At 63.5% G+C, this 24781-nt stretch carries 24 protein-coding genes; 11 read left to right on the top strand and 13 right to left on the bottom strand.

Going from position 1 to position 24781, the window contains the following annotated elements:
* Positions 1-97: 97 nt before the first annotated feature.
* From smc to FJ936_RS11860, 3 genes are all read right to left on the bottom strand, one after another.
* Positions 98-3556, bottom strand: a complete 3459-nt coding sequence (smc, locus tag FJ936_RS11870; RefSeq protein ID WP_140791911.1) for a chromosome segregation protein SMC — start codon at positions 3554-3556, stop codon at positions 98-100.
* A gap of 123 nt (positions 3557-3679) precedes the next feature.
* Positions 3680-4423 carry a DsbA family protein gene (locus tag FJ936_RS11865; protein WP_140791909.1) on the bottom strand — a complete coding sequence of 248 codons (744 nt, stop codon included), beginning with the start codon at positions 4421-4423 and terminating at the stop codon, positions 3680-3682.
* A gap of 268 nt (positions 4424-4691) precedes the next feature.
* Positions 4692-5192, bottom strand: coding sequence for a DUF721 domain-containing protein (locus FJ936_RS11860; RefSeq protein ID WP_140791908.1), 501 nt, complete (start codon positions 5190-5192; stop codon positions 4692-4694).
* A 53-nt stretch (positions 5193-5245) separates the two neighbouring features.
* Between FJ936_RS11860 and mutY the strand changes: the two genes are divergently transcribed.
* Complete coding sequence (gene mutY / locus FJ936_RS11855) at positions 5246-6385, top strand: A/G-specific adenine glycosylase (protein ID WP_140791906.1); 1140 nt, start codon at positions 5246-5248, stop codon at positions 6383-6385.
* On the top strand, positions 6378-6989 hold the full coding sequence (locus tag FJ936_RS11850; RefSeq protein WP_140791904.1) for an HAD family phosphatase: 612 nt from the start codon (positions 6378-6380) through the stop codon (positions 6987-6989). The genes mutY and FJ936_RS11850 overlap by 8 nt, the downstream gene beginning before the upstream one ends.
* Before the next feature lie 64 nt (positions 6990-7053).
* Here FJ936_RS11850 and FJ936_RS11845 read toward each other — a convergent pair whose 3' ends face one another.
* A complete protein-coding gene (locus tag FJ936_RS11845; RefSeq protein WP_140791902.1) occupies positions 7054-8187 on the bottom strand; it encodes a site-specific DNA-methyltransferase in 1134 nt (377 codons plus the stop codon).
* A 178-nt stretch (positions 8188-8365) separates the two neighbouring features.
* Here FJ936_RS11845 and FJ936_RS11840 point away from each other — a divergent pair, with 178 nt between their 5' ends.
* Positions 8366-9055 (top strand): HAD family phosphatase, encoded by a 690-nt coding sequence (locus FJ936_RS11840; RefSeq protein ID WP_140617277.1) that lies wholly within the window; start codon positions 8366-8368, stop codon positions 9053-9055.
* Between the two features lie 42 nt (positions 9056-9097).
* On the opposite strand, the gene FJ936_RS11835 is transcribed toward FJ936_RS11840, so the two are convergent.
* On the bottom strand, positions 9098-9829 hold the full coding sequence (locus FJ936_RS11835; protein WP_140661407.1) for a hypothetical protein: 732 nt from the start codon (positions 9827-9829) through the stop codon (positions 9098-9100).
* A gap of 129 nt (positions 9830-9958) precedes the next feature.
* On the opposite strand from FJ936_RS11835, the gene thrC reads away from it, so the two are divergent.
* Genes thrC through FJ936_RS11815 form a run of 4 tightly spaced genes read left to right on the top strand, consistent with a single transcriptional unit; the run spans position 9959 to position 16164 of the window.
* The gene (gene thrC, locus FJ936_RS11830; protein ID WP_140791901.1) at positions 9959-11356 is read left to right on the top strand and encodes a threonine synthase; all 1398 of its coding nucleotides are present in this window, start codon (positions 9959-9961) and stop codon (positions 11354-11356) included.
* 14 nt (positions 11357-11370) lie between these two features.
* On the top strand, positions 11371-12663 hold the full coding sequence (locus tag FJ936_RS11825; RefSeq protein ID WP_140617280.1) for a pitrilysin family protein: 1293 nt from the start codon (positions 11371-11373) through the stop codon (positions 12661-12663).
* A 12-nt stretch (positions 12664-12675) separates the two neighbouring features.
* Positions 12676-13272: a GNAT family protein gene (locus FJ936_RS11820; RefSeq protein WP_140791899.1), complete on the top strand. Its 597-nt coding sequence runs from the start codon at positions 12676-12678 to the stop codon at positions 13270-13272.
* Between the two features lie 3 nt (positions 13273-13275).
* Complete coding sequence (locus tag FJ936_RS11815) at positions 13276-16164, top strand: EAL domain-containing protein (RefSeq protein ID WP_140617282.1); 2889 nt, start codon at positions 13276-13278, stop codon at positions 16162-16164.
* Positions 16165-16213: 49 nt separating this feature from the next.
* Here FJ936_RS11815 and FJ936_RS11810 read toward each other — a convergent pair whose 3' ends face one another.
* Positions 16214-17104: a LysR family transcriptional regulator gene (locus tag FJ936_RS11810; protein WP_141906589.1), complete on the bottom strand. Its 891-nt coding sequence runs from the start codon at positions 17102-17104 to the stop codon at positions 16214-16216.
* A 98-nt stretch (positions 17105-17202) separates the two neighbouring features.
* Between FJ936_RS11810 and FJ936_RS11805 the strand changes: the two genes are divergently transcribed.
* The gene (locus FJ936_RS11805; RefSeq protein ID WP_181763124.1) at positions 17203-17994 is read left to right on the top strand and encodes an MBL fold metallo-hydrolase; all 792 of its coding nucleotides are present in this window, start codon (positions 17203-17205) and stop codon (positions 17992-17994) included.
* Between the two features lie 153 nt (positions 17995-18147).
* Here the strand turns inward: FJ936_RS11805 and FJ936_RS11800 are convergent, their stop codons facing one another.
* Positions 18148-18756 (bottom strand): YqgE/AlgH family protein, encoded by a 609-nt coding sequence (locus tag FJ936_RS11800; protein ID WP_015318780.1) that lies wholly within the window; start codon positions 18754-18756, stop codon positions 18148-18150.
* 172 nt (positions 18757-18928) lie between these two features.
* Between FJ936_RS11800 and FJ936_RS11795 the strand changes: the two genes are divergently transcribed.
* From FJ936_RS11795 to FJ936_RS11785, 3 genes are all read left to right on the top strand, one after another.
* Positions 18929-19735 (top strand): protein-disulfide reductase DsbD domain-containing protein, encoded by an 807-nt coding sequence (locus FJ936_RS11795; protein WP_141906587.1) that lies wholly within the window; start codon positions 18929-18931, stop codon positions 19733-19735.
* Between the two features lie 75 nt (positions 19736-19810).
* Complete coding sequence (locus tag FJ936_RS11790) at positions 19811-20293, top strand: peroxiredoxin (protein ID WP_015318782.1); 483 nt, start codon at positions 19811-19813, stop codon at positions 20291-20293.
* A gap of 93 nt (positions 20294-20386) precedes the next feature.
* Complete coding sequence (locus tag FJ936_RS11785) at positions 20387-20863, top strand: DUF2938 domain-containing protein (protein WP_140617286.1); 477 nt, start codon at positions 20387-20389, stop codon at positions 20861-20863.
* A 4-nt stretch (positions 20864-20867) separates the two neighbouring features.
* Here the strand turns inward: FJ936_RS11785 and FJ936_RS11780 are convergent, their stop codons facing one another.
* From FJ936_RS11780 to ispH, 6 genes are all read right to left on the bottom strand, one after another.
* Positions 20868-21179 (bottom strand): type II toxin-antitoxin system RelE/ParE family toxin, encoded by a 312-nt coding sequence (locus FJ936_RS11780; protein ID WP_015318784.1) that lies wholly within the window; start codon positions 21177-21179, stop codon positions 20868-20870.
* Positions 21169-21450 (bottom strand): type II toxin-antitoxin system ParD family antitoxin, encoded by a 282-nt coding sequence (locus tag FJ936_RS11775; RefSeq protein WP_041163894.1) that lies wholly within the window; start codon positions 21448-21450, stop codon positions 21169-21171. The genes FJ936_RS11780 and FJ936_RS11775 overlap by 11 nt, the downstream gene beginning before the upstream one ends.
* A gap of 122 nt (positions 21451-21572) precedes the next feature.
* Positions 21573-22148 (bottom strand): histidine phosphatase family protein, encoded by a 576-nt coding sequence (locus tag FJ936_RS11770; protein ID WP_140724825.1) that lies wholly within the window; start codon positions 22146-22148, stop codon positions 21573-21575.
* 44 nt (positions 22149-22192) lie between these two features.
* Positions 22193-22726, bottom strand: coding sequence for a ribonuclease HI (gene rnhA / locus FJ936_RS11765; protein WP_015318787.1), 534 nt, complete (start codon positions 22724-22726; stop codon positions 22193-22195).
* A complete protein-coding gene (locus FJ936_RS11760) occupies positions 22723-23700 on the bottom strand; it encodes a homoserine kinase (protein ID WP_140714996.1) in 978 nt (325 codons plus the stop codon). Before FJ936_RS11760 ends, rnhA begins: the two co-directional genes overlap by 4 nt.
* Positions 23701-23706: 6 nt before the next feature.
* On the bottom strand, positions 23707-24717 hold the full coding sequence (gene ispH, locus FJ936_RS11755; RefSeq protein WP_015318789.1) for a 4-hydroxy-3-methylbut-2-enyl diphosphate reductase: 1011 nt from the start codon (positions 24715-24717) through the stop codon (positions 23707-23709).
* Between the last annotated feature and the right edge of the window lie 64 nt (positions 24718-24781).

Here is a 24781-nt window from a genome sequence, read left to right as displayed (position 1 = left end):
CCTCGGCCAAACACCGGTCCCACGGACACGATCAGAAAACCTAAGCGGTCCGCCGATGGCTGCCGGACGCTCCACCTCGCGGTGGCGGTCGGACGCGTCAACTCGCCTCGCGCATCGCCTCTGCCGCCTGCAAATCGACAGAGACAAGCTGGCTGACGCCCTGCTCGGCCATGGTCACGCCGAACAGCCGGTCCATGCGGGCCATGGTGATGGGATTGTGGGTGATGATGACGAAACGCGTCTCGGTGGTCTTGGCCATCTCGTCCATGAGATTGCAGAAGCGCTCGACATTGTGATCGTCGAGCGGCGCATCGACTTCGTCGAGCACGCAGATCGGTGCCGGGTTGGTCAGGAAGACAGCGAAGATCAGCGACATCGCAGTCAGCGCCTGCTCGCCGCCCGACAGCAGCGTCATGGTCTGCGGCTTCTTGCCGGGCGGTCGGGCAAGAATCTCCAGGCCCGCCTCCAGCGGATCCTCGGATTCGATCAGCTGCAATTCCGCCGTGCCGCCACCGAACAGATGCGAGAACAGTCGCTGAAAGTGGCTGTTGACGACATCGAAGGCGGCCAGCAGCCGTTCGCGGCCTTCACGATTGAGGCTCTGGATCGCTTGCCTGAGCTTGCGGATCGCTTCGATAATGTCCTCGCGCTCGGAAACGATCGCCTCCAGGCGCTCGGAAAGCTCCCTCTGCTCTTCCTCGGCACGCAGATTGACGGCGCCGAGCCGTTCGCGCTCGACCTTTAGCCGATCCAACTGGCGTTCGATCTCGGGCATTTCGGGCATCGGATCGTCGGCTTCCAGGCCGGTGTGGCGGATGACCAGATGCGGCGGCGTGTTCAACGTTTCCTGGATGCGCGCCTCGACCTCCAGCCGGCGTTCGTCGGCCGCCGTCAGCCGTTCTTCGGCGCGGGCGCGGGTTTCGCGCGCTTCGGCCAGCGACTGGATGGCTGATGTGGCCGCCTTGTCCAGTTCGGCCTGCCTGTTCTCCGCCTCCTGCAACCGGTCGGCGGCCGCCTTGCGCAAGCTTTCGGCCTCGGTGAGTTGCGACAGCAGCGCACGCCGCTTGGCGTCGATCTCGTCGGGCGCATCGGCCAGCCGTTCGCGCTCGGCCTCGGCCTCTGCCTTGCGTTCGGCGAGCGATGCGATCTGCGTCGAGGCGTTTTCGGCGCGCACCAGCCAGTTGCTGCGTTCGGCACCTATGGCGTCAAGCCGGCGTGTGCGTGCCTCGGCTTCTCGCCGCAAGCCCTCGTGGACGGCGCGCGCGTCTGCAAGCGCGGCGCGGTCGCGCGAGACATTGGCCGAGGACTGTTCGAGCTGCAATTGCAGGTCGCCGAGGTCGGGCGCATCCTGCAGCAGCATCTCGGCCTCGACGAAAGCCGCTGACGTCTCCTCATGGCTGTCGACGATGCGGGCGCGCGCCTCGTCCAGCGCGGCACGCCGGCTCGATAGTTCACCGCCGGCCTTTTCGGCCTCGGCCAGCGCATTGCGGGCGGCGTCCAGCCGGTGCTGGGCCTCACGTCCCGCCTGGCGCGTGTCGCGTTCGGCTTCGCTTGCCTGGCGGAGCGCCTGCTCGGCCTGCGCTAGCGCTTCCTCGGCCTGGCGCAGCACAAGCGTCGCCTGCACCGCTTCGGCATCGAGTTCGGCAAGCCGGTTCTTCTGTGCCAGCCTTTGTGCCGCGGCGGTCGGTGCATCGGCGCTGGCGGTCAGGCCGTCCCAGCGCCACAGCGCACCCTGGCGGCTGACCAGGCGCTGGCCTGGAGCCAGAAGCCCCTGCAACCGGCGGCCGTCAGCGGCCTCGACGATGCCGATCTGCGCAAGACGTCGGGCTAGTTGCGCCGGCGCGCGAACCACGCTGGCAAGGCTCTTGATCCCTTCCGGAAGCGCGGCATCGCCGGGCTGGATTTCGCTTTCGCCCCAATGCGCCGGTGCACTGCGGTCGAGCGGCACGTCGAGGTCTTCGCCAAGGGCGGCCCCCAGCGCCGTCTCGAAGCCGCGCTCGACGCTGATCTGCTCCAGCACCGAAGGGAAGAGATCGCCGCTGGCCGCGTTCAGGATCTTGGCCAGCGTGCGCGCTTCGGTTTCGATCCGCGCCAGCTCCGCCTTGGCGTCCTGAAGCGGCGGGCGGGCAGCGCTTTCAGCGCCACGGCCGTCGATGACCGACTGTTCAGCCTGCTCCACCGCTGCCTCGGACTCCTCCAGCAATGCCATCGCCTGCTCGACCAGTACCTGCTTCTCGGCCGGATCCGGCAAGCCGGCGACCTTGGAGAGGATGTCCGACAATTCGCGGTCGACGTCGGCGAGTTGGCGGGCGAAGCGGTCGCGACGCTCCGCGGTTTCGCGCAAAGTCCGTTCGATCTGGTGGCGCGAGGCGGCGGCCTCGGCGCGCTCGGCGGTCAGCGCGGCAAGTTTGGCTTCGCTTTGCGCAAGCGTCGAGGCGGCCTGTTCGAATACAGCGCGGGTGGTGGCCTCACGCTCGGCGGCACCGGCGTTTTCGGAGTTCAGCGTGGCCTCTTCCGCACGCAGGCGCTCGAGAACGTCGGCATTGTCGCGCACCATCCGCTCTTCGCGGGCAATGTCGCCGTCGAGCTGCTGCAGCCGGCGTTCGAGTTCGGCCTGCCGGTTGCGGATACGGCCAGCTTCTTCCTCGATCTGCGACCTGGCGATCGACAGGCGCTGGAAAGCCGCGGCAGCCGCGGCTTCCGCGTCGCGCAGGTCAGGCAGGCGATGGGCGGAGATGCCTTGCTCCTTGGCCGCGTTCATCTGCGTGGCGGCGCGGTCGCCGACGAGCGCCGTTGCCGTGGCCAGCGCCGAACGCGCCTCGCCTTCCTGTGTCTTGGCCAGCGTCCAGCGCAGGTGCAAGAGCGTTGCTTCGGCCTTGCGGATGTCGGCCGACAGGTTCTTGAAGCGGGAAGCCTGGCGCGCCTGGCGCTTGAGGCTTTCGATCTGGCTTTCCAGCTCGCCCACGACATCGTCCAGGCGTTCGAGGTTCTGCTCGGCCGCCTTAAGCCGCAATTCCGCCTCGTGGCGACGGGTGTGCAGGCCGGAAATGCCGGCCGCTTCTTCGAGCAGGGCGCGACGGGCCTGCGGCTTGGCCTGGATCAGTTCGCCGATACGGCCTTGCCCGACCATCGAGGGCGAGCGCGCGCCGGTCGACTGGTCGGCGAACAGAAGCTGCACGTCCTTGGCGCGCGCTTCCTTGCCGTTGATGCGGTAGAGCGAGCCGGCCTCGCGCTCGATGCGGCGCGACACCTGCAGTTCGTCGGCATCGTTGAAGGCGGATGGAGCCGAGCGGTCGCTGTTGTCCAGGAAAAGCGTGACTTCGGCGGTGTTGCGGGCGGGACGGGTGCCCGAGCCGGAAAAGATGACGTCGTCCATGCCGGACGCGCGCATGTTCTTGTAGGAGCTTTCGCCCATCACCCAGCGCAGCGCCTCGACAAGGTTCGACTTGCCGCAGCCGTTCGGCCCGACAATGCCGGTCAGGCCGCGTTCGATGACGAACTCGCCGGGTTCGACGAAGGACTTGAAACCAAGGAGGCGGAGGCGCGAAAACTTCATTCGCGCGCCTCATACACCGGTTCGGCAAGAGTGTACCGAGGTTTTGCGATAGGGCGCAGAGCGCGCGAACGGATAGAGAGGCAAGCAGCGCCGGAGCGCTGCCGCTTCAGCACTGAGCCGATGTCAGAGCAGAGGGTCGATGATGGCCGACATTTCCTCAATCGACATCGCCCCTTTGTAGGTCTTACCGTTGATGAAGAAGGTCGGCGTCGAGTCGACCTTGAATTCATTGGCGCCACGCTTCTGAACCGATCTCACATCGTCCAGAAGTTTCTGGTCCGTCAAGCAGGCCTCGAAGGACTCCTGTGTAAAACCGGCAAGCTTGGAAATTTGCAGCAGCGCTTCCTTGGTGTTCGACACGCCGACCCAGTTCGCCTGCTGCCTGAACAGCACGTCGACCATCGGAAAATAGTTATCCTTGGCGCAACGCGCCAGCATGAAACCGGCTTCGGCGCTCGGATCGAATGGGAATTCGCGCAGGATGTAGCGCGCCTTGCCGGTATCGATGTACTTGGTCTTCAAATCCGGAAAGGTGGTCTCGGCGAAATGCGCGCAGTGCGGGCAGGTCATCGAGGCGTATTCGACGATGGTGACCTTGGCGTCATCCTTGCCGAGCTGCTTGTCGGACAGCGCGCCCGGCTTCATCAGTTCGGTCATGTCGACGGTGCCCTGCGCTTCCGGTACCTGGACCGCGGCGGGCGTGGCCGGCTTTGCGGGCGTTGCCGGATTCGCGGGTTTGACATCCGCGGCCTTCGCCTCTTCGCCGGAATCACTGCAGGCGGCGAGCAGGGCCACCGCCGGGATGGCGGCCAGCGATGTCAGGACGTTTCTGCGAGAGAAGCTTTGGCCAAACGGGGGACGGCTCATACGAATCACCTGATAAGAGTTGGATTTTGCAATGCAAAGGCACGAAAAGGCGAGAGTTGGCGCGAATTAAGGCATCCCTGTCCCCAATCCAATCGTGAAACCTGACAAGGGCGATCACGAATGCGCGAGATTAACGACAAACCTATGACCGTTTCCAATCAGAACCAAGGGGATCGTCTCCGTTTGGGCCGACCGGGCCGACTGTAACCGTTCCACTTCGCCCTTGGCCAGACGGCCTCGGGATAGTCCCTGGGGTCATTGCAGCCGTCTAGGCTTTCCTTGCGCCCAGAATGGTCGCCCCCAGCCGTTCCAGCGAGGCGCGCAGCCCGTCATCCTCTATAAGCCCGACAGTATCGGACAATTTCGCCTTTTCGGCCGCGCTCAACGCCCTGAGGGTGGGTTTGGGCCGGGCTCTTCCCGAGCTTATCGGCTTCTGCACGATCCTGATGCGGCCTATCGCCCTGAAACCCAGGAAGGCGTTCACCCGGTTCATGATCTCGCCGGTCTCATGCTGCAGATGAAGCGCGGCCATGCCTTCGCAGGCGATGACCAGTACGGCCGGCTCGAACGGATCATCCTCGTGCAGGCGGCGCGGCCACTGGATCTTTTCGGGCCGCGAGTGGATGGCCAGGCGCGGTCCGGCAATCTCTTCCCACGACTGGACCAGACCGATCGAGATGCCTGCCCGCTTGCGCAGCACCGGGTCGAGGATGTCGGTGGCGAGATCGCTCACCGGAACGGGATTGCCGAAGCGCCTTTTCCCTGCCATGTGCGTTCTCCAGCCACGACCCAGCAGATACCGGCCAGGCCAACGCAAGATCAATGGCACCAGCAGACCAGACCCGCAAGGCCCAGACCAGCAAGGCCATCTCGGATGATACGGCGTCGCGCCTGCTCGCCTGGTATGACGCGCATCATCGCGAATTGCCGTGGCGCGTGACGCCGCGCGAGCATGCACGCGGTGTGCGGCCCGATCCTTACCGTATCTGGCTGTCGGAGGTGATGCTGCAGCAGACCACCGTCGAAGCGGTGAAATCGTATTTCCTCGCCTTTGTCGAGAAATGGCCCGATGTCGAAGCGCTGGCCGCGGCGCCGACGGAGGATGTGATGAAAGCCTGGGCGGGGCTCGGCTACTACTCCCGCGCCCGCAACCTCAAGGCCTGCGCCGATCTGGTGGCGGCACGCGGCGGGCGGTTTCCGGACACCGAGATCGGACTTCGAGAATTGCCGGGGATCGGCGCCTATACATCGGCGGCAATAACGGCCATCGCCTTCGACCGCCACGCCGCCGTCGTCGACGGCAATGTCGAACGCGTCATCTCACGGCTGTTTTCGATCACGACGCCGCTCAGCGAAGCCAAGGCCGAGATACGGGTCCATGTCGAGCGCATGATGCCGGCGACAAGGCCCGGCGACTTTGCCCAGGCGATGATGGATCTCGGCGCCACGATATGCACTCCGCGCCGGCCGCGCTGCATGCTGTGCCCGCTGCGCGAGGACTGCAGCGCCGTTGTTTCAGGAGATCCCGAAAATTTCCCGGTGCGGCTGCCGAAGGCCGACAAGCCGCTGCGGCGGGGGGCTGCTTTCGTTGCCATGCGCGACGACGGTGCCATTCTTTTGCGCAAGCGGCCTGAGAAAGGGCTGCTCGGCGGCATGACGGAAGTGCCGACCACCGCCTGGACGGCGCGGGTGGACGGAGCCACCACAGAGGCGGCAGCGCCCTTTACCGGCGACTGGCGGCGCGCCGGGACAATCGCGCATGTGTTCACCCATTTCGCGCTCGAACTCGAAGTCTTTTGCGCCCACATCAAAGGTGATGCCCTGGCAGGGTATTTCTGGTCGCCCGCCCATGAGATTTCAGGCGAGGCGCTGCCCACCGTCATGAAAAAGGCAATCGAGGCTGCGATACCCGGCGCGACGAAAAAACCGTCGCCATTGAGTGCAAAGAGGCCCCATGACTGAAATCCGCCACATCGTTTTCGACATCGGCAAGGTGCTGATCCATTACGATCCGAACATTCCCTTCAGCCGCCTCATTCCCGACGACGAAGAGAGAAAGTGGTTCTTCGACAATATCTGCACGCATGACTGGAACATAGAGCAGGATCGCGGCCGGACGTGGGAAGAGGCCGAAGCGCTGCTGATCGCGGAGCATCCCGAGCACGCCGAAAACATCCGCAATTTCCGTCGCTACTGGCACGAGATGGTGCCGCATGCCTATGAGGACAGTGTCACCATCATGCTCGGCCTGATCGACAGCGGCCACGATGTGACGATGCTGACCAACTTTGCTTCCGACACGCTGGCCGAAGCGCGCGAACGCTTCGATTTCCTCGATCGTCCGCGCGGCGTCACCATCTCGGGCGAGATCGGCAAGATCAAACCGGATCGTGGCATCTACGACCATCACGTGGCCGCGTTCGGCCTCGAGCCGTCGGCGACGCTGTTCATCGACGACAGCCAGAAAAATGTCGACGGCGCCAAGGCCGCCGGCTGGCAAGCGGTGCTGTTCACCGATGCCAGCACGCTTAAAGCAGACCTTGAGCGATTGGGGATCAGAGTGTGATCTCCATCGCTTGCGGCGATCCGGTGAGACTTTGAATCACCAAATATGAGGCAGGCTGCAGGACTCAGGCCCCTGCCCTTTCCATGCCAAGCCGGGCGATGCGGCGCAGTTCGTCGATGGGGGTAAGCCCGCCGCTGCGCTCATAATGCCAGAAGGTCCAGCCGTTGCAGGCGTCCAATCCCTGCACCTCGGCGCCGATCTTGTGGATCGAGCCGGCGCTGTCGCCGATCGCGACGGTCCCATCGGCGCGAACCTTGGCGGCCCAGCGCTTCTTGGCGTCATAGAGCGTGGCGCCGGGCGTCATCAGCCCGGTGTCGATCAGGCTGACGAAGGCGACGCGCGGCTCCGCGCGCTTGCCGGTGAGCACGGTGAGATCCGCCTCGTCGAGTGGCCGCACCGCGTCGATGCGCTCATTGGCGGCGTCGATATAGGCCTGCTCGCGCTCGATGCCGACGAAGTGACGGCCGAGGCGCTTGGCAACCGCGCCTGTCGTACCGGAGCCGAAGAACGGGTCGAGCACGACGTCACCCGGCTTGGTCGAGGCCATCATGATACGGGCAAGCAGCGCCTCGGGCTTTTGAGTCGGATGCAGCTTGTCGCCATTCTCATTCTTCAGGCGCTCGCCGCCGGTGCAGATCGGGAACAGCCAGTCGGAGCGCATCTGGATATCGTCGTTCGACGCCTTCAGCGCTTCGTAGTTGAAGGTATAGCCCTTGCCCTTCTGGTCACGCGAAGCCCAGATCATCGTCTCATGCGCGTTCTGGAAGCGGCGGCCGCGAAAATTCGGCATCGGATTGGTCTTGCGCCAGACCACGTCGTTGAGAATCCAGAAGCCGAGATCCTGCATCTTGGCCCCGACGCGGAAGATGTTGTGATAGGAGCCAATGACCCAGATGGTGCCGTTGGGCTTCAGCACGCGGCGTGCCGCCAGCAGCCAGGCGCGGGTGAAAGCGTCATAGGCTTCGAAGCTCTCGAACTGGTCCCAGTCGTCGTCGACCGCATCGACCTTGGACTGGTCGGGACGGCGCAGGTCGCCGTCGAGCTGCAGATTGTAGGGCGGATCGGCAAAGATGACGTCGATCGACTTTTCCGGCAGGCGGTCGAGCGCCGCGACGCAGTCGCCTTTCAGGATCGTGTCCAGCCATTCGGATTGCTGGGGAGCGTGGGAGAGCTCGTCGAGAAGACGCACGGCTGACATTTTTACACCCAAGGCACGCGTTACTGTTTACTGCCCGTTATGGTTACCGATCAGCGTAAATATTCGGTGAAGCTTTATCGATGCCGTGGAGGAGTTTGCGAAGCCGTGTCCATTGGTGTATGCCGCGCCGCTTGAGCCCTGAGCGGCCATTCCTCCACCCTCCATCGTTCGGATCACCATGCCCCAGCCAGATCTTGTCATCTTCGATTGCGACGGCGTGCTCGTCGATTCCGAAATCATCGCCGCGCGGGTCGAAGCTGAACTGATAACCCTGGCCGGATACGAAATCTCGGCGGAGGAGATTGCCGAGACCTATGCCGGCCTGACCTTCAAGGACATACTGATACGAATTGAGGAGAAGTCCAAAATCCCGTTCCAGGTGTCGCTGATCGACCGCGCCGAGGAACTGGTCGACCGCAAACTGCGCAGCGACGTGCGCGCCATCGAAGGCGTGCGCGAAGCGGTCGCCTCGGTCACGTCGCAACGCTGCGTCTGCTCCAACTCACGTTCGGAGCGGATCGAGTTCATGCTGGAGAAGGTGCATCTGTTGCCGTTCTTCGCCGGGCGCATCTTCTCGGCGATGGAAACGCCGACCGGAAAGACCAAGCCGGCTCCAGACGTGTTCCTGCATGCCGCCGAAAAGCTCGGCGTCAACCCGGCGAACACCTTCGTCATTGAGGATTCCGTGCACGGCGTCACCGGCGCCAAGGCCGCCGGCATGCGCGTGATCGGCTTTACGGGCGCCAGCCACAGCTATCCCGGCCATGCCGACGCCTTGACAGAGGCCGGTGCCGAGACGGTGATCCGCCGCTGGGCGGAACTGAAGAGTGTCATTGCCGCTCTGTCGGAGTGGTCGGCGGATGCCTGAGATGCGTGCGTCCGGCCGGACGCACGCCAGGCCGACAGCCGCCTAGTTCGTCGCGGCCGTCTTCTTCCTGTGGGTCTTCTTCCTCGGCTTGTCGGTCGTCGCCTTTGGCGCGGTTTCGTCGTAACCGGCATAGGCTTGATAGTCCTGCGCCGTCGGCGCCGGTACGACGACATTGGAATCGGTGAAGACAAACTGGGTGGCGACCGAGGGATCGGTCACCTGAACCTGATACTGGTGGATCTGCGAATAAAGCACGTCGGTGCCGTGCATGACCGCGGTGCGGATCGGCATGGTGATGGTGCCTGGCGTGAACTTCGGCCCTGGCACGATCTTGCCGGCAACCGCGATCTTCATCGTCAGTTGTCCGTCGGCACGGCTGCAATCGCGGGTCACGTCGCTGATCGACGCCTGATAAATGATCCTCGCCGAATCGTCGGGCGGCGTAGCAGCAGCGGCGTCAGCGGCGGCCTGGGCCGCGGCATCCGCAGCGGCATCGCCGGTCTTCTTGAGCTTCGGCTTGGGCTTCTGCACCTCGTTGACATAGGTATTGAAGAAGGCCGTGCCGTCGCGCACCGTCACCCTTGGACAATAGGCGTTCAGCTGGCTGGCCAGCACCTTGGGGTCCTGCGGCGGGGGTGGCGCCGTCGGATCCTTCTTGCCGAAACCGAGGTTCAGGATGCCATTGTCGCCTGATTGGCAGCCCGCGGCGGCAAGCATAAAGCCGGTGAGCGCAAGACCCGCCAAAAAGCGACCACTTGATATACGAAACGCCATGAAACTGCACTTCCCTCTCGCAAAGCTGGTGACGTATATCAACCGCGCGGCAAAAATGCGACTAGAGCCGGTGCAGAAATTAACCACCTTGTGGTGAACGGAAAAACAGGCGGCAAACGGATCTGTGACATGCATTATGTGAGCACCCGCGGTGAAGCGCCCGCGCTTGGATTTTCCGACGCCATCCTGGCGGGCCTGGCGCGCGATGGCGGCCTCTACGTGCCGCGCGAATGGCCGCATTTCTCGCCATCCGAGATCCGAGCCATGCGCGGCCTCGCCTATCCCGACCTCGCCATACGCGTGCTGACGCCGTTCCTGGGCGGCGAGATCGCCGCGCCGGTCTTCGAGCGCCTGGTCCGCGAAGCCTATGCCACCTTCCGCCATGAGGCCGTCTGCCCGCTGGTGCAGACCGGCGCCAACACTTTTGTCCTCGAACTCTTTCATGGGCCGACACTGGCGTTCAAGGACGTGGCGATGCAGTTGCTTGCCCGGCTGATGGACCATGTGCTTGCCGAACGCGACCAGCACGCCACCATCGTCGGCGCCACGTCGGGCGATACCGGTGGCGCGGCCATAGACGCCTTTGCCGGGCGCAGCCGCACCGACATCTTCATCCTTTTTCCGCATGGCCGCGTCTCGCCGGTGCAGCAGCGGCAGATGACGACGTCGAAGGCTGAAAATGTCCATGCGCTGGCGATCGAGGGCAATTTCGACGACTGTCAGGGCCTGCTGAAGGACATGTTCAACGATCACGGCTTCCGCGACCAGGTGTCGCTGTCGGGGGTCAATTCGATCAACTGGGCACGCATCATGGCCCAGATCGTCTATTATTTTTCCTCGGCATTGTCGCTCGGCGCACCGGACAGGCCGGTCTCGTTCACCGTGCCGACCGGCAATTTCGGCGATATCTTCGCCGGCTATGCCGCCAAGAAGATGGGCCTGCCGATCGACCGGCTGGTCATCGCCACCAACGACAACGACATATTGGCACGCACCTTCGCGACCGGCGAATACCGGACCAAAGGGGTCTTTGCGACCACCTCGCCGTCGATGGACATCCAGGTTTCGTCGAACTTCGAACGCCTGCTTTTCGAGGCGTCAAACCGCGACGCCGCAACGGTGCGGCGCTACATGGCCGGCCTCAAACAATCGGGCGCCTTCACCATCGAAGCCGCGGAAATCGCCGGTATGCGAACCGAATTCGACGCCGGCCGTGCCGATATGGACGAGGTTGCCGCCACCATCCGCTCGACGCTGGCAAACAGCAACTACCTGCTCGATCCACATACGGCGGCAGCCATGCATGTGGCGGCGGCCAGGGCTGCGGGCGCCGTGCCGATGGTGGTGCTCGGCACCGCCCATCCGGCGAAATTCCCGGCCGCCGTCGAAGCCGCCAGCGGTGTCTCGCCCGCCCTGCCCGCATGGCTAGGGGGATTGATGACATTCGAGGAAAAATACACGGTACTTCCATCCGACCTCAAAATGGTGGAAGATTACGTCAGTCGCCGCGCGCGGGCGGCGCGTTAGGGAGTACGAGCCATATGGGTGTTGAGGTAAGCCGTCTGTCGAACGGCCTGACAGTCGCCACCGAAACCCTTCCAAGTATCGAATCGGTTGCCTTGGGTGCCTGGGTCAAGTCGGGTGCCCGCAATGAACGCGAAGACGAGCACGGCATGGCCCATCTGCTCGAGCACATGGCGTTCAAGGGGACGAAGCGGCGAAGCGCCTTCGAGATCGCCTCGGAAATCGAGGACGTCGGCGGCGAGATCAATGCGGCCACCAGCGTCGAGACCACGTCCTACTACGCCAGGGTGCTCTCCGACGATGTGCCGCTGGCCGTCGACATCCTGTCCGACATTCTGCAGGAGTCCGAATTCGACCCGCAGGAACTTGAGCGCGAACAGCATGTCATCCTGCAGGAGATCGGCGCCGCGCACGACACGCCCGACGACATCGTCTTCGACCGTTTCACCGAGACGGCCTTTCGCCACCAGACCATCGGCCGCTCGATCCTGGGTACGCCCGAAACGGTAAAATCCTTCACCTCCAAGCAGTTGCACGATTTCATAGAACGCCAGTATGGCGCCGAGCGGATGGTGATCGTGGCCGCAGGCGACATCAAGCACGACAAGTTCGTGCGCGAGGTCGAAAACCGGCTCGGCGGTTTCCGCAGCAAGGCCGACAGCACCATCCCGCAATACGCGCAATATGTCGGCGGCGACTTCCGCGAGGACCGCGACCTGATGGACGCGCAGATCGTGCTGGGCTTCGAGGGCCGCGCCTACCATGTGCGGGATTTCTACGCCTCGCAGGTGCTGTCGATGATCCTCGGCGGCGGCATGTCATCGCGCCTGTTCCAGGAGGTCCGCGAAAAACGCGGCCTCTGTTACTCGGTCTACGCCTTCCACTGGGGCTTTTCCGATACGGGCATATTCGGCGTTCACGCCGCGACGGGCCAAAGCGACATCGCCAAGCTGGTGCCTGTCATCATCGACGAGTTGCAGAAGGCCGGCGAGAGCATCCTGCAGGAAGAACTCGACCGTGCGCGCGCCCAATATCGCGCCGGGCTGATCATGTCGGCCGAGAGCCCGGCCAGCCGCGCCTCGCAGATCGCGCGGCAACTACTCCTTTTCGGCAGGCCGATCGCGAAGGAAGAGCTGATGGAGCGCCTGGCGGCGCTGACGATCGAGCGCCTGACCGACCTGTCGTCGCGGATGTTCTCGACCAAGCCGACGCTTACCGCTGTCGGGCCCGTGGGTACGCTGGCACCATATGAAGCGATCCTCGATTCGCTTCCGGGCACGCAGACCACGGCCCGCAGGCTCGCCGTCTAAGTTCCAAGCGCCGTGTTCGCGCTCCCTTTCTTTCGCCGTGACCTGCCGGCACTGAAGGGCAATCTCGTCACGCTGCGCGTGCCGTTCACCAACGACTATCGCGAGTGGTCGGCGGTGCGCGGCGAAAGCCGGGCGTTCCTGGAGCCATGGGAGCCGCGCTGGACTCCGGACGAACTCGACCGCACGGCATGGCGCCTGCGCATCAGCCGCTATCGCGAGGACTACGCACAGGGAACCGCGATCGCCTTCTTCATCTTCGAGAAATCGAGCGGCAAGCTCGCGGGCGGCATTACGCTCGGCAACATACGCCACGGCGTCTCGCAAAGCGGCCATGTCGGCTACTGGATCGGCGAGCGCTTCGGCGGCCGCGGCCTGATGACAGACGCGGTCAAGGTGGTGGCCCGCTTCGCCTTCGATACGCTGAGGTTGCACCGGATCGAAGCCGCCTGTATTCCCGACAATATCAGGTCGATCCGCGTGCTTGAAAAAGCCGGATTCCGGCGCGAAGGACTTCTGCGATCCTATCTCAGGATCAACGGCATCTGGCAGGACCACTACCTCTACGCCCGGATCGCCGACGATTCGCCGGGCGCTGGAACGAAGGACTGATTTTTGACGAATTCCCTGCGAAACGGGCCGCTGTTCGCCTTTCTGCTGGCGACGATGCTGACGCTGTGCGCGGCTTCGTCGGCCTTTGCCGTAGAACCGATCAAGATCGCCCGCGACGATGTCGCGCTCGATCTTTCGCGCGCCGTCGAAATCTACCGCAACCAGGGTGAGAACTTCCAGGTGTCGACCGCGCCCGGGCCGGACGGCATCGTGCGGCGGATCGAGGTCGAAGCCAACGATGCCCGCTCGACCGGCGACTGGGCTGTCTTCGCGCTCGCCAACACCACCGACCAGCAACTCGATCGGCTGATCGTGGCGCCGCACTTCCGGCTGGTCAATTCCGGCATCTTCTGGCCGGATCTGGGTTCTACGCGCATCGCCGCCATCACGCCCAGCGAAGGCTTCGCGCTCGACCGCCAGACCAGCCCCGACGCCGACGTGTTCCGGGTGACGCTGAACCCCGGCACGGTGATCACCTTCATCGCCGAACTCGCCTCGCCGAAGCTGCCGCAGGTCTACCTCTGGGATCCGGAATCCTACAAGGATTCGGTCAATTCCTACACGCTGTTTCGCGGCATCGTCATCGGTATCGCCGGCCTTCTGGCGCTGTTCCTGACCATCCTGTTCGTGGTCAAGGGGACGTCGATGTTCCCGGCGACGGCGGCCCTCGCCTGGGCGGTGCTTGCCTATATCTGTGTCGATTTCGGCTTCCTCAACAAGGTCATCGAGATCTCGCCCGGCAACGAGCAGATGTGGCGGGCCGGCACCGAGGTGGCGCTGGCAGCGACCTTCGTGGTGTTCCTGTTTGCCTATCTCAACCTCAACCGATGGCACGGCCATTTCAGCTACGGCGCCCTGGTCTGGATTCTGGGGCTGCTGCTGATCGCCGGCGTCGCAATCGTCGATCCGGCGGTCGCCGCCGGCATCGCCCGCATCTCGTTTGCCGCGACCGCACTGACCGGGCTCGGCTTGATCATCTTCCTCGGTATTCGTGGCTATGACCGAGCGATCATGCTGGTGCCCAGCTGGGTCATGGTGCTGTTGTGGTTATGCGGATCGTGGATGGCGATCACCGGCATGCTCGATAACGACATCGCCCAGCCGGCACTTGGCGGCGGCTTGATCCTCATCATCCTGCTGATCGGCTTCACCGTCATGCAGCACGCCTTTGCTGGCGGTGCGCTGCATCAGGGGCTGTTCTCCGACCTCGAGCGGCAGGCGCTGGCGGTCGCGGGATCGGGCGATACGGTGTGGGATTGGGACGTGCTGCGCGACCGCGTGGTGACCAAACCCGACGTCAGCATCCAGCTCGGCCTTGCGCCCAACAGCCTGGGTGGTGCCGCCCGCAACTGGCTGCCGGTGTTGCATGCCGACGACCGCGACACATTCCGCACCACGCTCGATGTGGTGCTGGAACATCGCCGCGGCCGGGTGTCGCAGAATTTCCGCCTGCGTGGCGCCGATGGGCACTATCACTGGTTTGCCCTGCGCGCGCGACCCGTCATCGGATCGGACGGCGAGGTGATCCGCTGCGTCGGTACCATGGTCGACGTCACCGAACAGAAGAAATCCGAGGAACGGCTGCTGCACGACGCCGTGCACGACAATCTGACCGGCCTGCCAAACCGCGAATTGTTCATGAACCGGCTGGAGGCGATCATTTCGATCGCCCGCACCGAAGAGAAGGTGCGGCCGACCGTCTTCGTCATCGATATCGACCGCTTCAAGCAGGTCAATGACGGGCTCGGCATTTCGGCCGGCGACACCATCCTGCTCACCATAGCGCGCCGCCTGCACCGGCTGCTCAAGCCGAAGGATTCGCTGTCGCGCTTCGCCGGCGACCAGTTCGCCCTGATGCTTTTGTCCGAGCAGGACCCTGCCCGCATCGCCGGCGTGGCCGATGCGATCAAGCATGCGATCAACAATCCGATCACCTTTGCCAAGCGCGAGATCGTGCTGACCGCCTCGATCGGCCTGATCACCTGGACCTCGGCGCAAACCTCGGCCGAGGACATGGTCAAGGACGCCGAGCTCGCCATGCACCAGGCCAAGCGCTTCGGCGGCGACAGGATCGAGCCGTTCCGCCCGGCGTTCCGCACCGTCGGCACCGATCGCCTGCAGTTCGAATCCGATCTGCGGCGCGCCATCGAGCGGCGCGAATTCACGCTGGCCTACCAGCCGATCGTGCGGCTCGAGGATGGCAGCGTCGCCGGCTTCGAGGCCCTGCTGCGCTGGGACCATCCGCGCCGCGGCATGATCCCGCCGGCCGATTTCATCCCGGTCGCGGAAAGCTGCGGGCTGATCGTGCAACTTGGGCTGTTTGCCATGCAGCAGGCGGCCGAGGATCTGGCAGGATGGCAAAAGCAGATCGGCGACGCGCCGCTGTCGGTGTCGGTCAACCTGTCCAGCCGCCAGCTCATCCGCCGCGACCTGGTCAGCGACGTGCGTTCCGTGATCGCGCGCGCCAATTTGAAGCCGCGCTGCTTCCGGCTCGAACTGACCGAGTCGCTGGTCATGGACAATCCCGAGCAGACGGCCCATGTGCTGACCAAGCTCAAGCAGCTCGGCATCGGCCTGTCGCTGGACGATTTCGGCACCGGCTATTCATCGCTCGCCTATCTGACGCGGTTCCCGTTCGACACCATCAAGATCGACAAGAGCTTCGTCGACGACAGCACGCCAAAACGCGCGGTGTTGCTCAAATCCATGGTCAACATGGCGCATGAGCTCGGCCTTTCGGTGGTCGCCGAGGGCATATCGGACGAGCGCGATGCGTTGGAGCTGCGCCAGATGGGATGCGAATATGTCCAGAGCTTCATGTTCGGCGCGCCGATGCCAGGCGACCAGGTGCTGAAGACGCTGAAGGAGCAGTATCCGCTCACGCAGGCCTAATGCATGTCACCCGGAAGTGTCCTCGGTTCCGGAACAACGACATGCATCACTATTGTTGCGAGAGTCGCAGCGCATTGACCAATGCTGACAGCGCCGCTGGCTGAAGCTGACGACTGGGATAATACAGGAAAAAGCCTGCGATTGGCGGCGTCCATTCCTCCAGGACGCGGACAAGCCGTCGCTCCGCGATATACTCCGCGACTTGCTCTTCATAGGCGAGACCGAGACCAACGCCGGCGAGCGCCGCCTCAATCACCAGGTGAGTATCGTCGATTATGAGCGAGCCGCTGGCGTTGATCGTGACCGACTTTCTCGCACGCTCGAACTCCCACCGAGATGGACCACCTGGAAGACGCAGGGCTATGCATTGATGATCCTTGAGATCCCTCGGCTTTTGGGGGACTCTTCGTGATGAGAAATAACCGGGCGATCCCACCACAGCCAGCCGCAACTCCGGCGTGACGCGTACCGCGATCAGGTCTTTCTGAATATATTCGCCGAGCTGGATACCGGCATCGAACTCGCCGGCAACGAGGTCTACAGGGCCTGTCGTGGTGACAACGTCGAGAACGATATCGGGGTAGGCCTGCGCGAATGCCGCGAGCCGTGGCAGCAGCACCATTACGGCGGCCGAGCGTGACATCACAATTCGAAGGCGCCCCGCAGGGCGCCGCCTGAGGCTTCGCGCTCCGTCAAGGGCAGCAGCGATTTGCTCAAGCGCCGGAGACAGGTCTTTCAAGAGAGCGGCCCCTGCGGCTGTTGGCGCGACGCTCTTCGTCGTTCGAGCCAAAAGCCGTAGCTCGAGCCGCTGCTCGAGCCCACGGATAGTGTGGCTCAGCGCAGATTGAGACACGCCTAGTTTTGCCGCGGCTCGTGTAAAGCTTCGTTCCCGGGCGACCATCGCGAACGCAGCGAGTTCGTTCAGTTCGTTTCTCATCATTCATGAATATCACTCATGAGGCCTTGCTATGCAACAGGCCTATCCTCATAGGTGACTCTGTCCTAGCTTTGATCGGCAACGGCAGATTGAGGTACTCTATGATCGTAACATTCCGCAGCGATAACGTCCTCGGCTGCACCGCCGGCGCCTGGCGGGTCTGGTCGCTCTCGGACGGCTATATCGAGATGCCGGCGGACCTTCTGCGCGATCCGCGCAATAAGCCGGTTCCGCAAGTAGCGCAGGCGGGAGCGCTACGCCTTTCCGTCAATTGCTTTGCCCTCGCGGGTCCAGGCGTTGACGGCATTCTGATCGACAGTGGAGGAGGCGGCTGGGCCTCAACAACAGGACGCCTCGAGCGGACGCTAGCCGAAGCCAGCATCGATCCTGCCTCGATCACGGTCTTGGCTCTCACCCATGCCCACCAGGATCATGTGTACGGGCTTTTGACCCGGGACGACCGGGTGCTCTTTCCGAATTTGAAAGCGATCGTAATCGCCGAGGAAGCTGTCGAGAGCTTTCTCGCCGAAACAGACCTTGCGCGGTTCAGATCCATTTTGAAGCCCGTGCGGAATGGCGACCAGGTGGCCAAGCGACTGCGAGCAGTTGCCCTGCCGGGTCATGCTCCCGGTCACATCGGCTACGCTTTCGACACGAACGAGGCCCGCTTCCTGTTCTTCGGGGACATCGTTCATGTGCCGGCCTTGCAGTTTGGCAATCCCGCGTTGAGTTGGGGCTATGACGACGACCAAGCGATCGCACGCGCAACGCGCCAGAAGGTTTTCCGCGACGCGGCCGAGGCTGGAACATGGATCGCCGGAGCGCACCTTGGCTGGCCGGGCATCGGCCGCGTGATGCGTGAGGACGGAGCGTACGGCTATGAGCCGGCATAGCGGATAACAAGCCGGACACGCGGTTTCGCCTGTTTACGCAATTCCAAGCCTGAACAGCTCTCGCGCACCGCCATGGGATGAGATTGCGCTAACGGCGCAGCGTTCCGGCTGCGCCTTACCTGGCGAAGGGGCCCTGGCCGGCAAAGACGAGGCTCAAGCGTGCCCGGCGGCCAGGCTGAGATGGGCGAGATCGATGCCGATGGAGGCGAGAATCCGGTCGTATTTGCGTTCGATGTCGGCGTCGAACAGCAATTCCGGCGTCGCCGGGCAGGTCAACCAGCCGTTCTCAGCGATCTCGGTTTCCAACTGGCCGGCGCCCCAGCCGGAATAACCGAGCGCCATGAGCGCGCGGCGCGGCCCGCGTCCTGACGATATCGCCCGCAGTATGTCGACGGTCGCGGTCAGGCAGATGTCGTCGGAAACGGTGAGCGAGGAATCCACACGGTAGTCGCCCGAATGCAGGACGAAGCCCCGGCTGCGGTCGACAGGCCCGCCATTGCGCACGACGAAATCGCGCGCCTGTGCCGGCAGGCGGATCGCCTCCTGCTCGTTCATGATGCCAAGCTGTACCAGAAGGTCCGGGAACAGCATCTGCTGCGTCTGGTTGATGATCAGGCCCATCGCGCCTTCATCGCTATGGGCGCAGATGTAGATGACCGAGCGCGTGAAACGGTCGTCCTTCATACCAGGCATGGCAATCAGGAACTGATCGTCGAGAAAGCCGCGGCCGGCGGCTGTCTTTTTGTGGCGCAACAAATCCATGCCAGGGAAGGTAACGCGTTTCCCCGGCGCCGAAAAGATGCGCCGTAGCGGATTCGACCAAAGCTCATATTGCGAGTCCGGCCTTGGCTTGCCCGCAAAGGTCACGCAAATATGATATCAGCACGGCCATGAAATCATTGCGCGGCCACGAAGGGACGATCAAATCACCGCCATGCAAAGCTTGAAAATCCTGTTGCTCGGCGCCGCCATTGGATTGGCGGCCGCCCTCCCAGCCAGCGCCTCCTCATCCGCCTGGTACAACAGCGAAGGCGGCAAGGTGCGGCTGGTGACATCAGGCAAGCCGGACGACGCCGGCCGCATATACGGTGTTCTCGATATCGCGCTCAAACCCGGCTGGAAGACTTATTGGCGCGACCCGGGCGATGCAGGTGTGCCGCCGCAGCTCGACGTTTCGGCCAGCACCAATATAGCCGATGCGACACTGTCTTTTCCCGCGCCGCAGCGCCACGATGATGGCTATGGCAAATGGGCCGGTTACAATTATCCGGTTTCCTTGCCCGTGACGTTCACGCTGGCGGCGCCGAACCAGCCGGCGGTCATCGATGCCGACGTCTTTCTCGGCATTTGCGAATCCATCTGCATCCCCGTGCAGACACGGCTGAGCGTCGACCCCGCTTCCGATCCCGATAATGCCGACGACGCGGCGCTGGTGAAGGCGAGTTTTACCGCACTGCCGGCTGCGGCAAAGCCTGACTTCGGCATCAAGGTGCTGCCCGGCGATCACGAGACGCTGGTTGTCGAGGCAAGTTTTCCTGGCGATCCGCAGGCAGCGGATTTCTTCGTTGCCGGCGAACGCGACTATATGTTCGGCACACCTTCCCGCGCGGAAAAGGACGGCAAGCTGATCTTCACCGTGCCGATCCTCGATCGCCCTTCGACGACGCCGACCGACGGCGGGCTTCACTACACGTTGACGAGTTCGGCGGGCGCGGTCGAAGGGTTGCTGCCTTTCCCTTGATGCCGCGATGGTTGCAGGAAGCCGCCGAGTTCGTTACGCAAGCACGCGTCTTTCCCTATTCCAAGCGAGGAACTCATGACCATCTCCGTTGGCGACAAGCTGCCCGAGGCGACCTTCAAGACCATGACCGCGGACGGCGCCAAGCCGATCACGTCGGCCGAGATTTTTCCGGGCAAGAAAGTGGTGCTGTTCGGCGTTCCCGGCGCCTTCACGCCGACCTGCAGCAACAACCACCTGCCCGGCTATCTCGAGAACCATGACGCGATCCTGGCGCGCGGCGTCGACACCATCGCCGTCGTTTCGGTCAACGACGTCCACGTCATGGGCGCCTGGGCGCGCTTCACCGGCGGCGAAGGCAAGATCCTGTTCCTCGCCGACGGCAATGGCGATTTCGCCAAGGCGGTCGGCCTCGACGCCGACTATTCCGGTGGCGGCATGGGCCTGCGCTCGAAGCGGTTTTCGATGATTATCGACGACGGCAAGGTTACCGCGCTCAATGTCGAGACCAAACCCGGCGTCGACGAGTCCGGCGCGGCTCATATTCTGGGCCAGCTCTGAACTTCGACGGCCAATCACGCGAGGCCGCAATGGCCGGCCTCGCGTGACAAGCAGCCGCGCTCCAGAATTGCCGGTTTTCGGGGGGATCCTACGATGTTTGACATCTTCTGGCGCGCTGTCGCGATCGGCGTCGGCGCGACCGTCCTGATGGATCTCTGGGCCTTCTTCCTGCACAAGGCGTTCGGCCAGCCACGCCCGAACTGGGGGCCGGTCGGGCGCTGGGTCTGGCACCTCCGCGACAAGGTGTTTCACGACGATATCGGCGATGCGGCGCCCTACGCGTATGAACAGGCGCTGGGCTGGGCCTTCCATTACTTCGTCGGCATCGCCTACGGCATAATCCTGGTGATGCTGGCGGGCGCGGGCTGGCTGGCCGCGCCGACCTTCCTGCCGGCCTTCATCCTCGGCATCGTTACCGTCGGCGCCGGCTGGTTCCTGCTGGCGCCAGGCATGGGCGCCGGCTGGGCGGCCTCGAAGCGGCCGAATCCGATGCGGGTCCGCGCCCTCAATCTGGTCTCGCACACGGTGTTCGCGCTCGGGCTCTACGGTACGGCGCTGCTGATCCGGTAGACAGCTAGAACAGACTGTTCAGATCCCGCCGCCCGTCGACCACACGGACGATTTCAACCCACTCCACTGGGCCATCGTCCGTGTTTGGAATCGTTTCGTAGAGCAGTACAAAAGGCGCCTCCACCAGCATTCGTGCGGAAGGCCTGATATCCGGTCGCCTGACACCCATGCGCGGCTGGTCTGCCAGCTGCATGGCCCGCGCTTCTAACTGATCGTAGTAACGATCGGCCGCCCGTATGTTTTCGCTGCCTATCGTCACGTAGATGTCGATGAGGTCAGCCTTGGCCGCGGGTGACCAGACTAGCCTAACGGCCATTCCGCGAGGCTTCCGTCAGCTCTCGCCGAGCTTCCTTTCGCAACACGTCGAAATCCACAGGCTCCGGTCTCCCGCTTGCCTTGCCTTCATCCCACAACCGTCTCAGCCGACGAACATCGTCATGCCGCAGTTCGCGCTTGGCCAGCCAATCCCGCATCGCTTCACGCACGATCTCGCTTGCAGTGGCATACTCGCCCGCCTCCACGGCCTCGCGCATCAGGGCTGCCTGTTGTGGGGTCACAGCCACGCTCATTTTTTCAACGTTCGCCACGCTGCGTCCTCTCTTGCATTGCTCGATAGTGGGAAATATTACTCCCATCCACATCCTCGAGCAACTGCGATGTCGCGAGAAGAGCCTGTCCTTGCGCTACGAGTACGGCTGCGGTACGCCGATCAGGACAGCCTGTCGATCGGTCGCCATCCATGAATAATTTGGCGCGTGTGGGTATCGAAGGCGAAATAGTTGCCGCCGCCCGCCAGCTGATCGGCTTCGCGGCTGATTTGTCTGCCGCTGAGCGACAGCAGCAGGAGCGTGCCGACACCGCCATGTCCGACAAGGGCGATGTTGCCGCCGCCGGCACCGAGGACGGCCTCGACCTCGCTCACGATGCGCTGCTGTGCGTCGATGGCCCGCTCCCAGCCACGAATGCTTTCGTGCGGATTGGCGAAGAACCGGTCGGCGACCGCCTCGAACTCCGGAGGCGGCAGGAAACCCGTCGCCGACCGGTCGTTCTCATGCATCCGTTCCCTCACCTGCACCGCAAGGTCGAGGTGCCGCCCGAGCACCTCGGCGGTTTCAACGGCCTTGCGTTCGCCCGACGACACCACACGCCCGATCGATGCGATCCACGGCTGGTTCAGCATTGCATGCGCCCTGGCACGACCGATGTCGGACAGACCCCAATCCGGCACGGGCACGCTGGCGTCGATCTGAACCTGAGGATGGGTGATGTAATAGGCGATCGGCATAACAGAAATTCTCCTGTCGGCCTGGCGCAGCGAATGCCAGAAGCTCAATAGCTCTGGGTCGAACGACGCGCCTTCGGGGCCAGCGGCTGCTTTGCCTGGACATCCGGCTTTGGCGCCGACACTACCGGCCTGAAAGGCCCTTTCTTGAACGGCGCCATGCCTTCCCTAGCCAGCTCGTCGGCGCGCTCGTTCTCGATGTGGCCGGCATGGCCCTTCACCCAGTTCCAGGTGACCTTGTGGCGCCGGTTGGCCTCGTCCAGCGCCTGCCAGAGTTCGCCGTTCTTGACCGGCTTCTTGTCGGCGGTCTTCCAGCCATTCTTCTTCCAGCCATGGATCCATTTGGAAATTCCGTCCATGACGTATTTGCTGTCGGTATGAAGCTCGACCGTGCAAGGCTCCTTCAACGCATTCAGCGCCGAAATGGCCGCCAGCAATTCCATGCGGTTGTTGGTGGTTTCGGCCTCGCCGCCGAAGAGTTCCTTGGTGGTGCCGTTGAAGCGCAGGATGGCGCCCCAGCCGCCGGGGCCGGGATTGCCCGAACAGGCGCCATCGGTAAAGATTTCAACCTGCTTGCTCATGACACCCCGTTTTCGGCCAATCCATATTCCGAAGGAAATCTGATCGCCCGGTGGAACCGCATCCTTCGGATATATTCGGACGGGTCGCGTTTCATCACCAGTCCGCCATCGGGGACGGTCAGCCAGTCGTAAAGCCGGGTCAGCATGAAGCGTAGCGCCGAACCGCGCGCCAGCATCGGCAGCGCCGCTTTCTCGTCATCGCTCAGGGGGCGCACGCTTTGATAACCGGCAAGCAGTGCCTTGCCCTTGGTAAGGTTGAAGGAAAAATCCTTCTCGAAACACCAGGCGTTGAGGCAGGTGGCGACATCATAGGCATAGAGATCGTCACAGGCGAAATAGAAATCGATCAGCCCCGAAAGCTTCTCGCCCAGGAAAAAGACATTGTCCGGGAACAGATCGGCATGAATGATGCCCTCGGGGAGGCCCTTGGGCCAGTTCCGCTCGAAATCGGCAAAGTCGGCATCGACCTCGGCCGCAAGGCCCGGCTCGACCTCGTCGGCGCGGCCGCGAGACGCATCCCAAAGCTTGCGCCAGCCGTCGAGGGCGAGCGCGTTCGGACGCGTCATCGGAAAGTCGGCGCCGGCCAGGTGCAGCGCCGCCAGCGCCTTGCCGACCTCGGCGCAATGCGTTGCGGCCGGTCGCCGCAGCGAAAGTCCTTCGAGGAAGGTGATGATCACGGCCGGCCGGCCGGCCAGCGTGCCGATGACGCTGCCGTCATGCGCGGTCACCGGCAGCGGGCAGGACACCCCCTTGCTGGCGAGATGGCCCATTAGCCCGAGGAAAAACGGCAAATCCGCCTTCTCGACCCGCTTTTCATAGAGCGTCAGGATGTAGGAGCCGCTCGAGGTGTGCAGCAGAAAGTTCGAATTCTCGGTGCCTTCGGCGATGCCCTTGTAGGATAGGAGATCGCCGACCGGGTAGTGCTTCAGGAAAGCGCCGAGTTCGCCCTCCGCAACGTCGGTATAGACCGCCATGGCCGTTCACGCGGTCCCATTGACGAAGGCCATGTCGGCCGGCGTCAGTTCGACATCGCGCAGTACCCGCATGACCGGAAAATCCTCTGTTTCGGTGGCCGTGACGGCCAGGTCGATGGTGACGTCGAAACGCTGGCGGAACGCGTCGATGATCTCGTCGACGATGATCTCCGGCGCCGATGCTCCCGCCGACAGGCCGAGCGTCGAAATGGTGCCGATGTCATTCCACGGAATTTCAGCGGCGCGCTGCACGAGAAGCGACATCGAGGCACCTGCCCGTTCCGCAACTTCGACAAGGCGGCGCGAATTCGAGGAATTGGGGGCGCCGACGATCAGATAGAGGTCAGCACCCGGGGCGGTGTCCTTGACCGCTTCCTGGCGGTTGGTGGTGGCGTAGCAGATCGATTCCGCCGCCGGCGCCTGCAGGTCCGGAAAGCGCTCCTGCAACGCGCGGATGATGCCGGCGGTATCCTCGACCGAGAGCGTGGTCTGGGTGACGAAACCAAGTGCTTTTGGATCGGCCGGTACAAGCCGGGCTGCGTCGGCTTCGGTCTCGATCAGCGTTACCGCGCCTTCCGGCAACTGCCCCATTGTGCCGATCACCTCGGGGTGCCCAGCATGACCGATCAACAGCACATGGCGGCCAAGCCGCTGGTGACGCATTGCCTGCTTGTGGACCTTGGAGACCAGCGGACAGGTTGCGTCGAGATAGAACAGGTTGCGCGCCTGCGCATCCGCCGGCACGGACTTGGGCACACCGTGCGCGGAGAAGACGACCGGCGACTGCCGATGTTCGGCCGGGATTTCGGAAAGTTCCTCTATGAAGACGGCCCCAAGGCTCTGCAGCCCCTCGACGACATAGCGGTTGTGGACGATTTCGTGGCGGACATAGACCGGGGCGCCATATTTTTTCAGCGCCAGCACGACGATCTGGATGGCACGGTCGACGCCCGCGCAAAAACCGCGCGGCTGGCAGAGCCGGATCGTCAGAGGAGGCTTGGCGATTGTGTGAAGCATCAAATCCTGCCGGTTGGTCAGCGCCGAAATGAGGTGCCTACCCCTGCCCTGTCAAGGGTGTCGG

The sequence above is a fragment of the Mesorhizobium sp. B2-4-13 genome (assembly GCF_006658535.1).
Lineage (GTDB): Bacteria > Pseudomonadota > Alphaproteobacteria > Rhizobiales > Rhizobiaceae > Mesorhizobium > Mesorhizobium australicum.
The sequence above is the reverse complement of the archived record's forward strand: the minus strand, read 5'-3'. Positions and strand labels throughout refer to the sequence as shown.

What these genes read in the sequence shown, in the direction of transcription:
- smc (WP_140791911.1), bottom strand. Translation starts at nt 3,556, where the DNA reads ATGAAGTTTTCGCGCCTCCGCCTCCTTGGTTTCAAGTCCTTCGTCGAA.
- FJ936_RS11865 (WP_140791909.1), bottom strand. Translation starts at nt 4,423, where the DNA reads ATGAGCCGTCCCCCGTTTGGCCAAAGCTTCTCTCGCAGAAACGTCCTG.
- FJ936_RS11860 (WP_140791908.1), bottom strand. Translation starts at nt 5,192, where the DNA reads ATGGCAGGGAAAAGGCGCTTCGGCAATCCCGTTCCGGTGAGCGATCTC.
- mutY (WP_140791906.1), top strand. Translation starts at nt 5,246, where the DNA reads ATGGCACCAGCAGACCAGACCCGCAAGGCCCAGACCAGCAAGGCCATC.
- FJ936_RS11850 (WP_140791904.1), top strand. Translation starts at nt 6,378, where the DNA reads ATGACTGAAATCCGCCACATCGTTTTCGACATCGGCAAGGTGCTGATC.
- FJ936_RS11845 (WP_140791902.1), bottom strand. Translation starts at nt 8,187, where the DNA reads ATGTCAGCCGTGCGTCTTCTCGACGAGCTCTCCCACGCTCCCCAGCAA.
- FJ936_RS11840 (WP_140617277.1), top strand. Translation starts at nt 8,366, where the DNA reads ATGCCCCAGCCAGATCTTGTCATCTTCGATTGCGACGGCGTGCTCGTC.
- FJ936_RS11835 (WP_140661407.1), bottom strand. Translation starts at nt 9,829, where the DNA reads ATGGCGTTTCGTATATCAAGTGGTCGCTTTTTGGCGGGTCTTGCGCTC.
- thrC (WP_140791901.1), top strand. Translation starts at nt 9,959, where the DNA reads ATGCATTATGTGAGCACCCGCGGTGAAGCGCCCGCGCTTGGATTTTCC.
- FJ936_RS11825 (WP_140617280.1), top strand. Translation starts at nt 11,371, where the DNA reads ATGGGTGTTGAGGTAAGCCGTCTGTCGAACGGCCTGACAGTCGCCACC.
- FJ936_RS11810 (WP_141906589.1), bottom strand. Translation starts at nt 17,104, where the DNA reads ATGATGAGAAACGAACTGAACGAACTCGCTGCGTTCGCGATGGTCGCC.
- FJ936_RS11805 (WP_181763124.1), top strand. Translation starts at nt 17,203, where the DNA reads ATGATCGTAACATTCCGCAGCGATAACGTCCTCGGCTGCACCGCCGGC.
- FJ936_RS11800 (WP_015318780.1), bottom strand. Translation starts at nt 18,756, where the DNA reads ATGGATTTGTTGCGCCACAAAAAGACAGCCGCCGGCCGCGGCTTTCTC.
- FJ936_RS11795 (WP_141906587.1), top strand. Translation starts at nt 18,929, where the DNA reads ATGCAAAGCTTGAAAATCCTGTTGCTCGGCGCCGCCATTGGATTGGCG.
- FJ936_RS11790 (WP_015318782.1), top strand. Translation starts at nt 19,811, where the DNA reads ATGACCATCTCCGTTGGCGACAAGCTGCCCGAGGCGACCTTCAAGACC.
- FJ936_RS11785 (WP_140617286.1), top strand. Translation starts at nt 20,387, where the DNA reads ATGTTTGACATCTTCTGGCGCGCTGTCGCGATCGGCGTCGGCGCGACC.
- FJ936_RS11780 (WP_015318784.1), bottom strand. Translation starts at nt 21,179, where the DNA reads ATGGCCGTTAGGCTAGTCTGGTCACCCGCGGCCAAGGCTGACCTCATC.
- FJ936_RS11770 (WP_140724825.1), bottom strand. Translation starts at nt 22,148, where the DNA reads ATGCCGATCGCCTATTACATCACCCATCCTCAGGTTCAGATCGACGCC.
- rnhA (WP_015318787.1), bottom strand. Translation starts at nt 22,726, where the DNA reads ATGAGCAAGCAGGTTGAAATCTTTACCGATGGCGCCTGTTCGGGCAAT.
- FJ936_RS11760 (WP_140714996.1), bottom strand. Translation starts at nt 23,700, where the DNA reads ATGGCGGTCTATACCGACGTTGCGGAGGGCGAACTCGGCGCTTTCCTG.
- ispH (WP_015318789.1), bottom strand. Translation starts at nt 24,717, where the DNA reads ATGCTTCACACAATCGCCAAGCCTCCTCTGACGATCCGGCTCTGCCAG.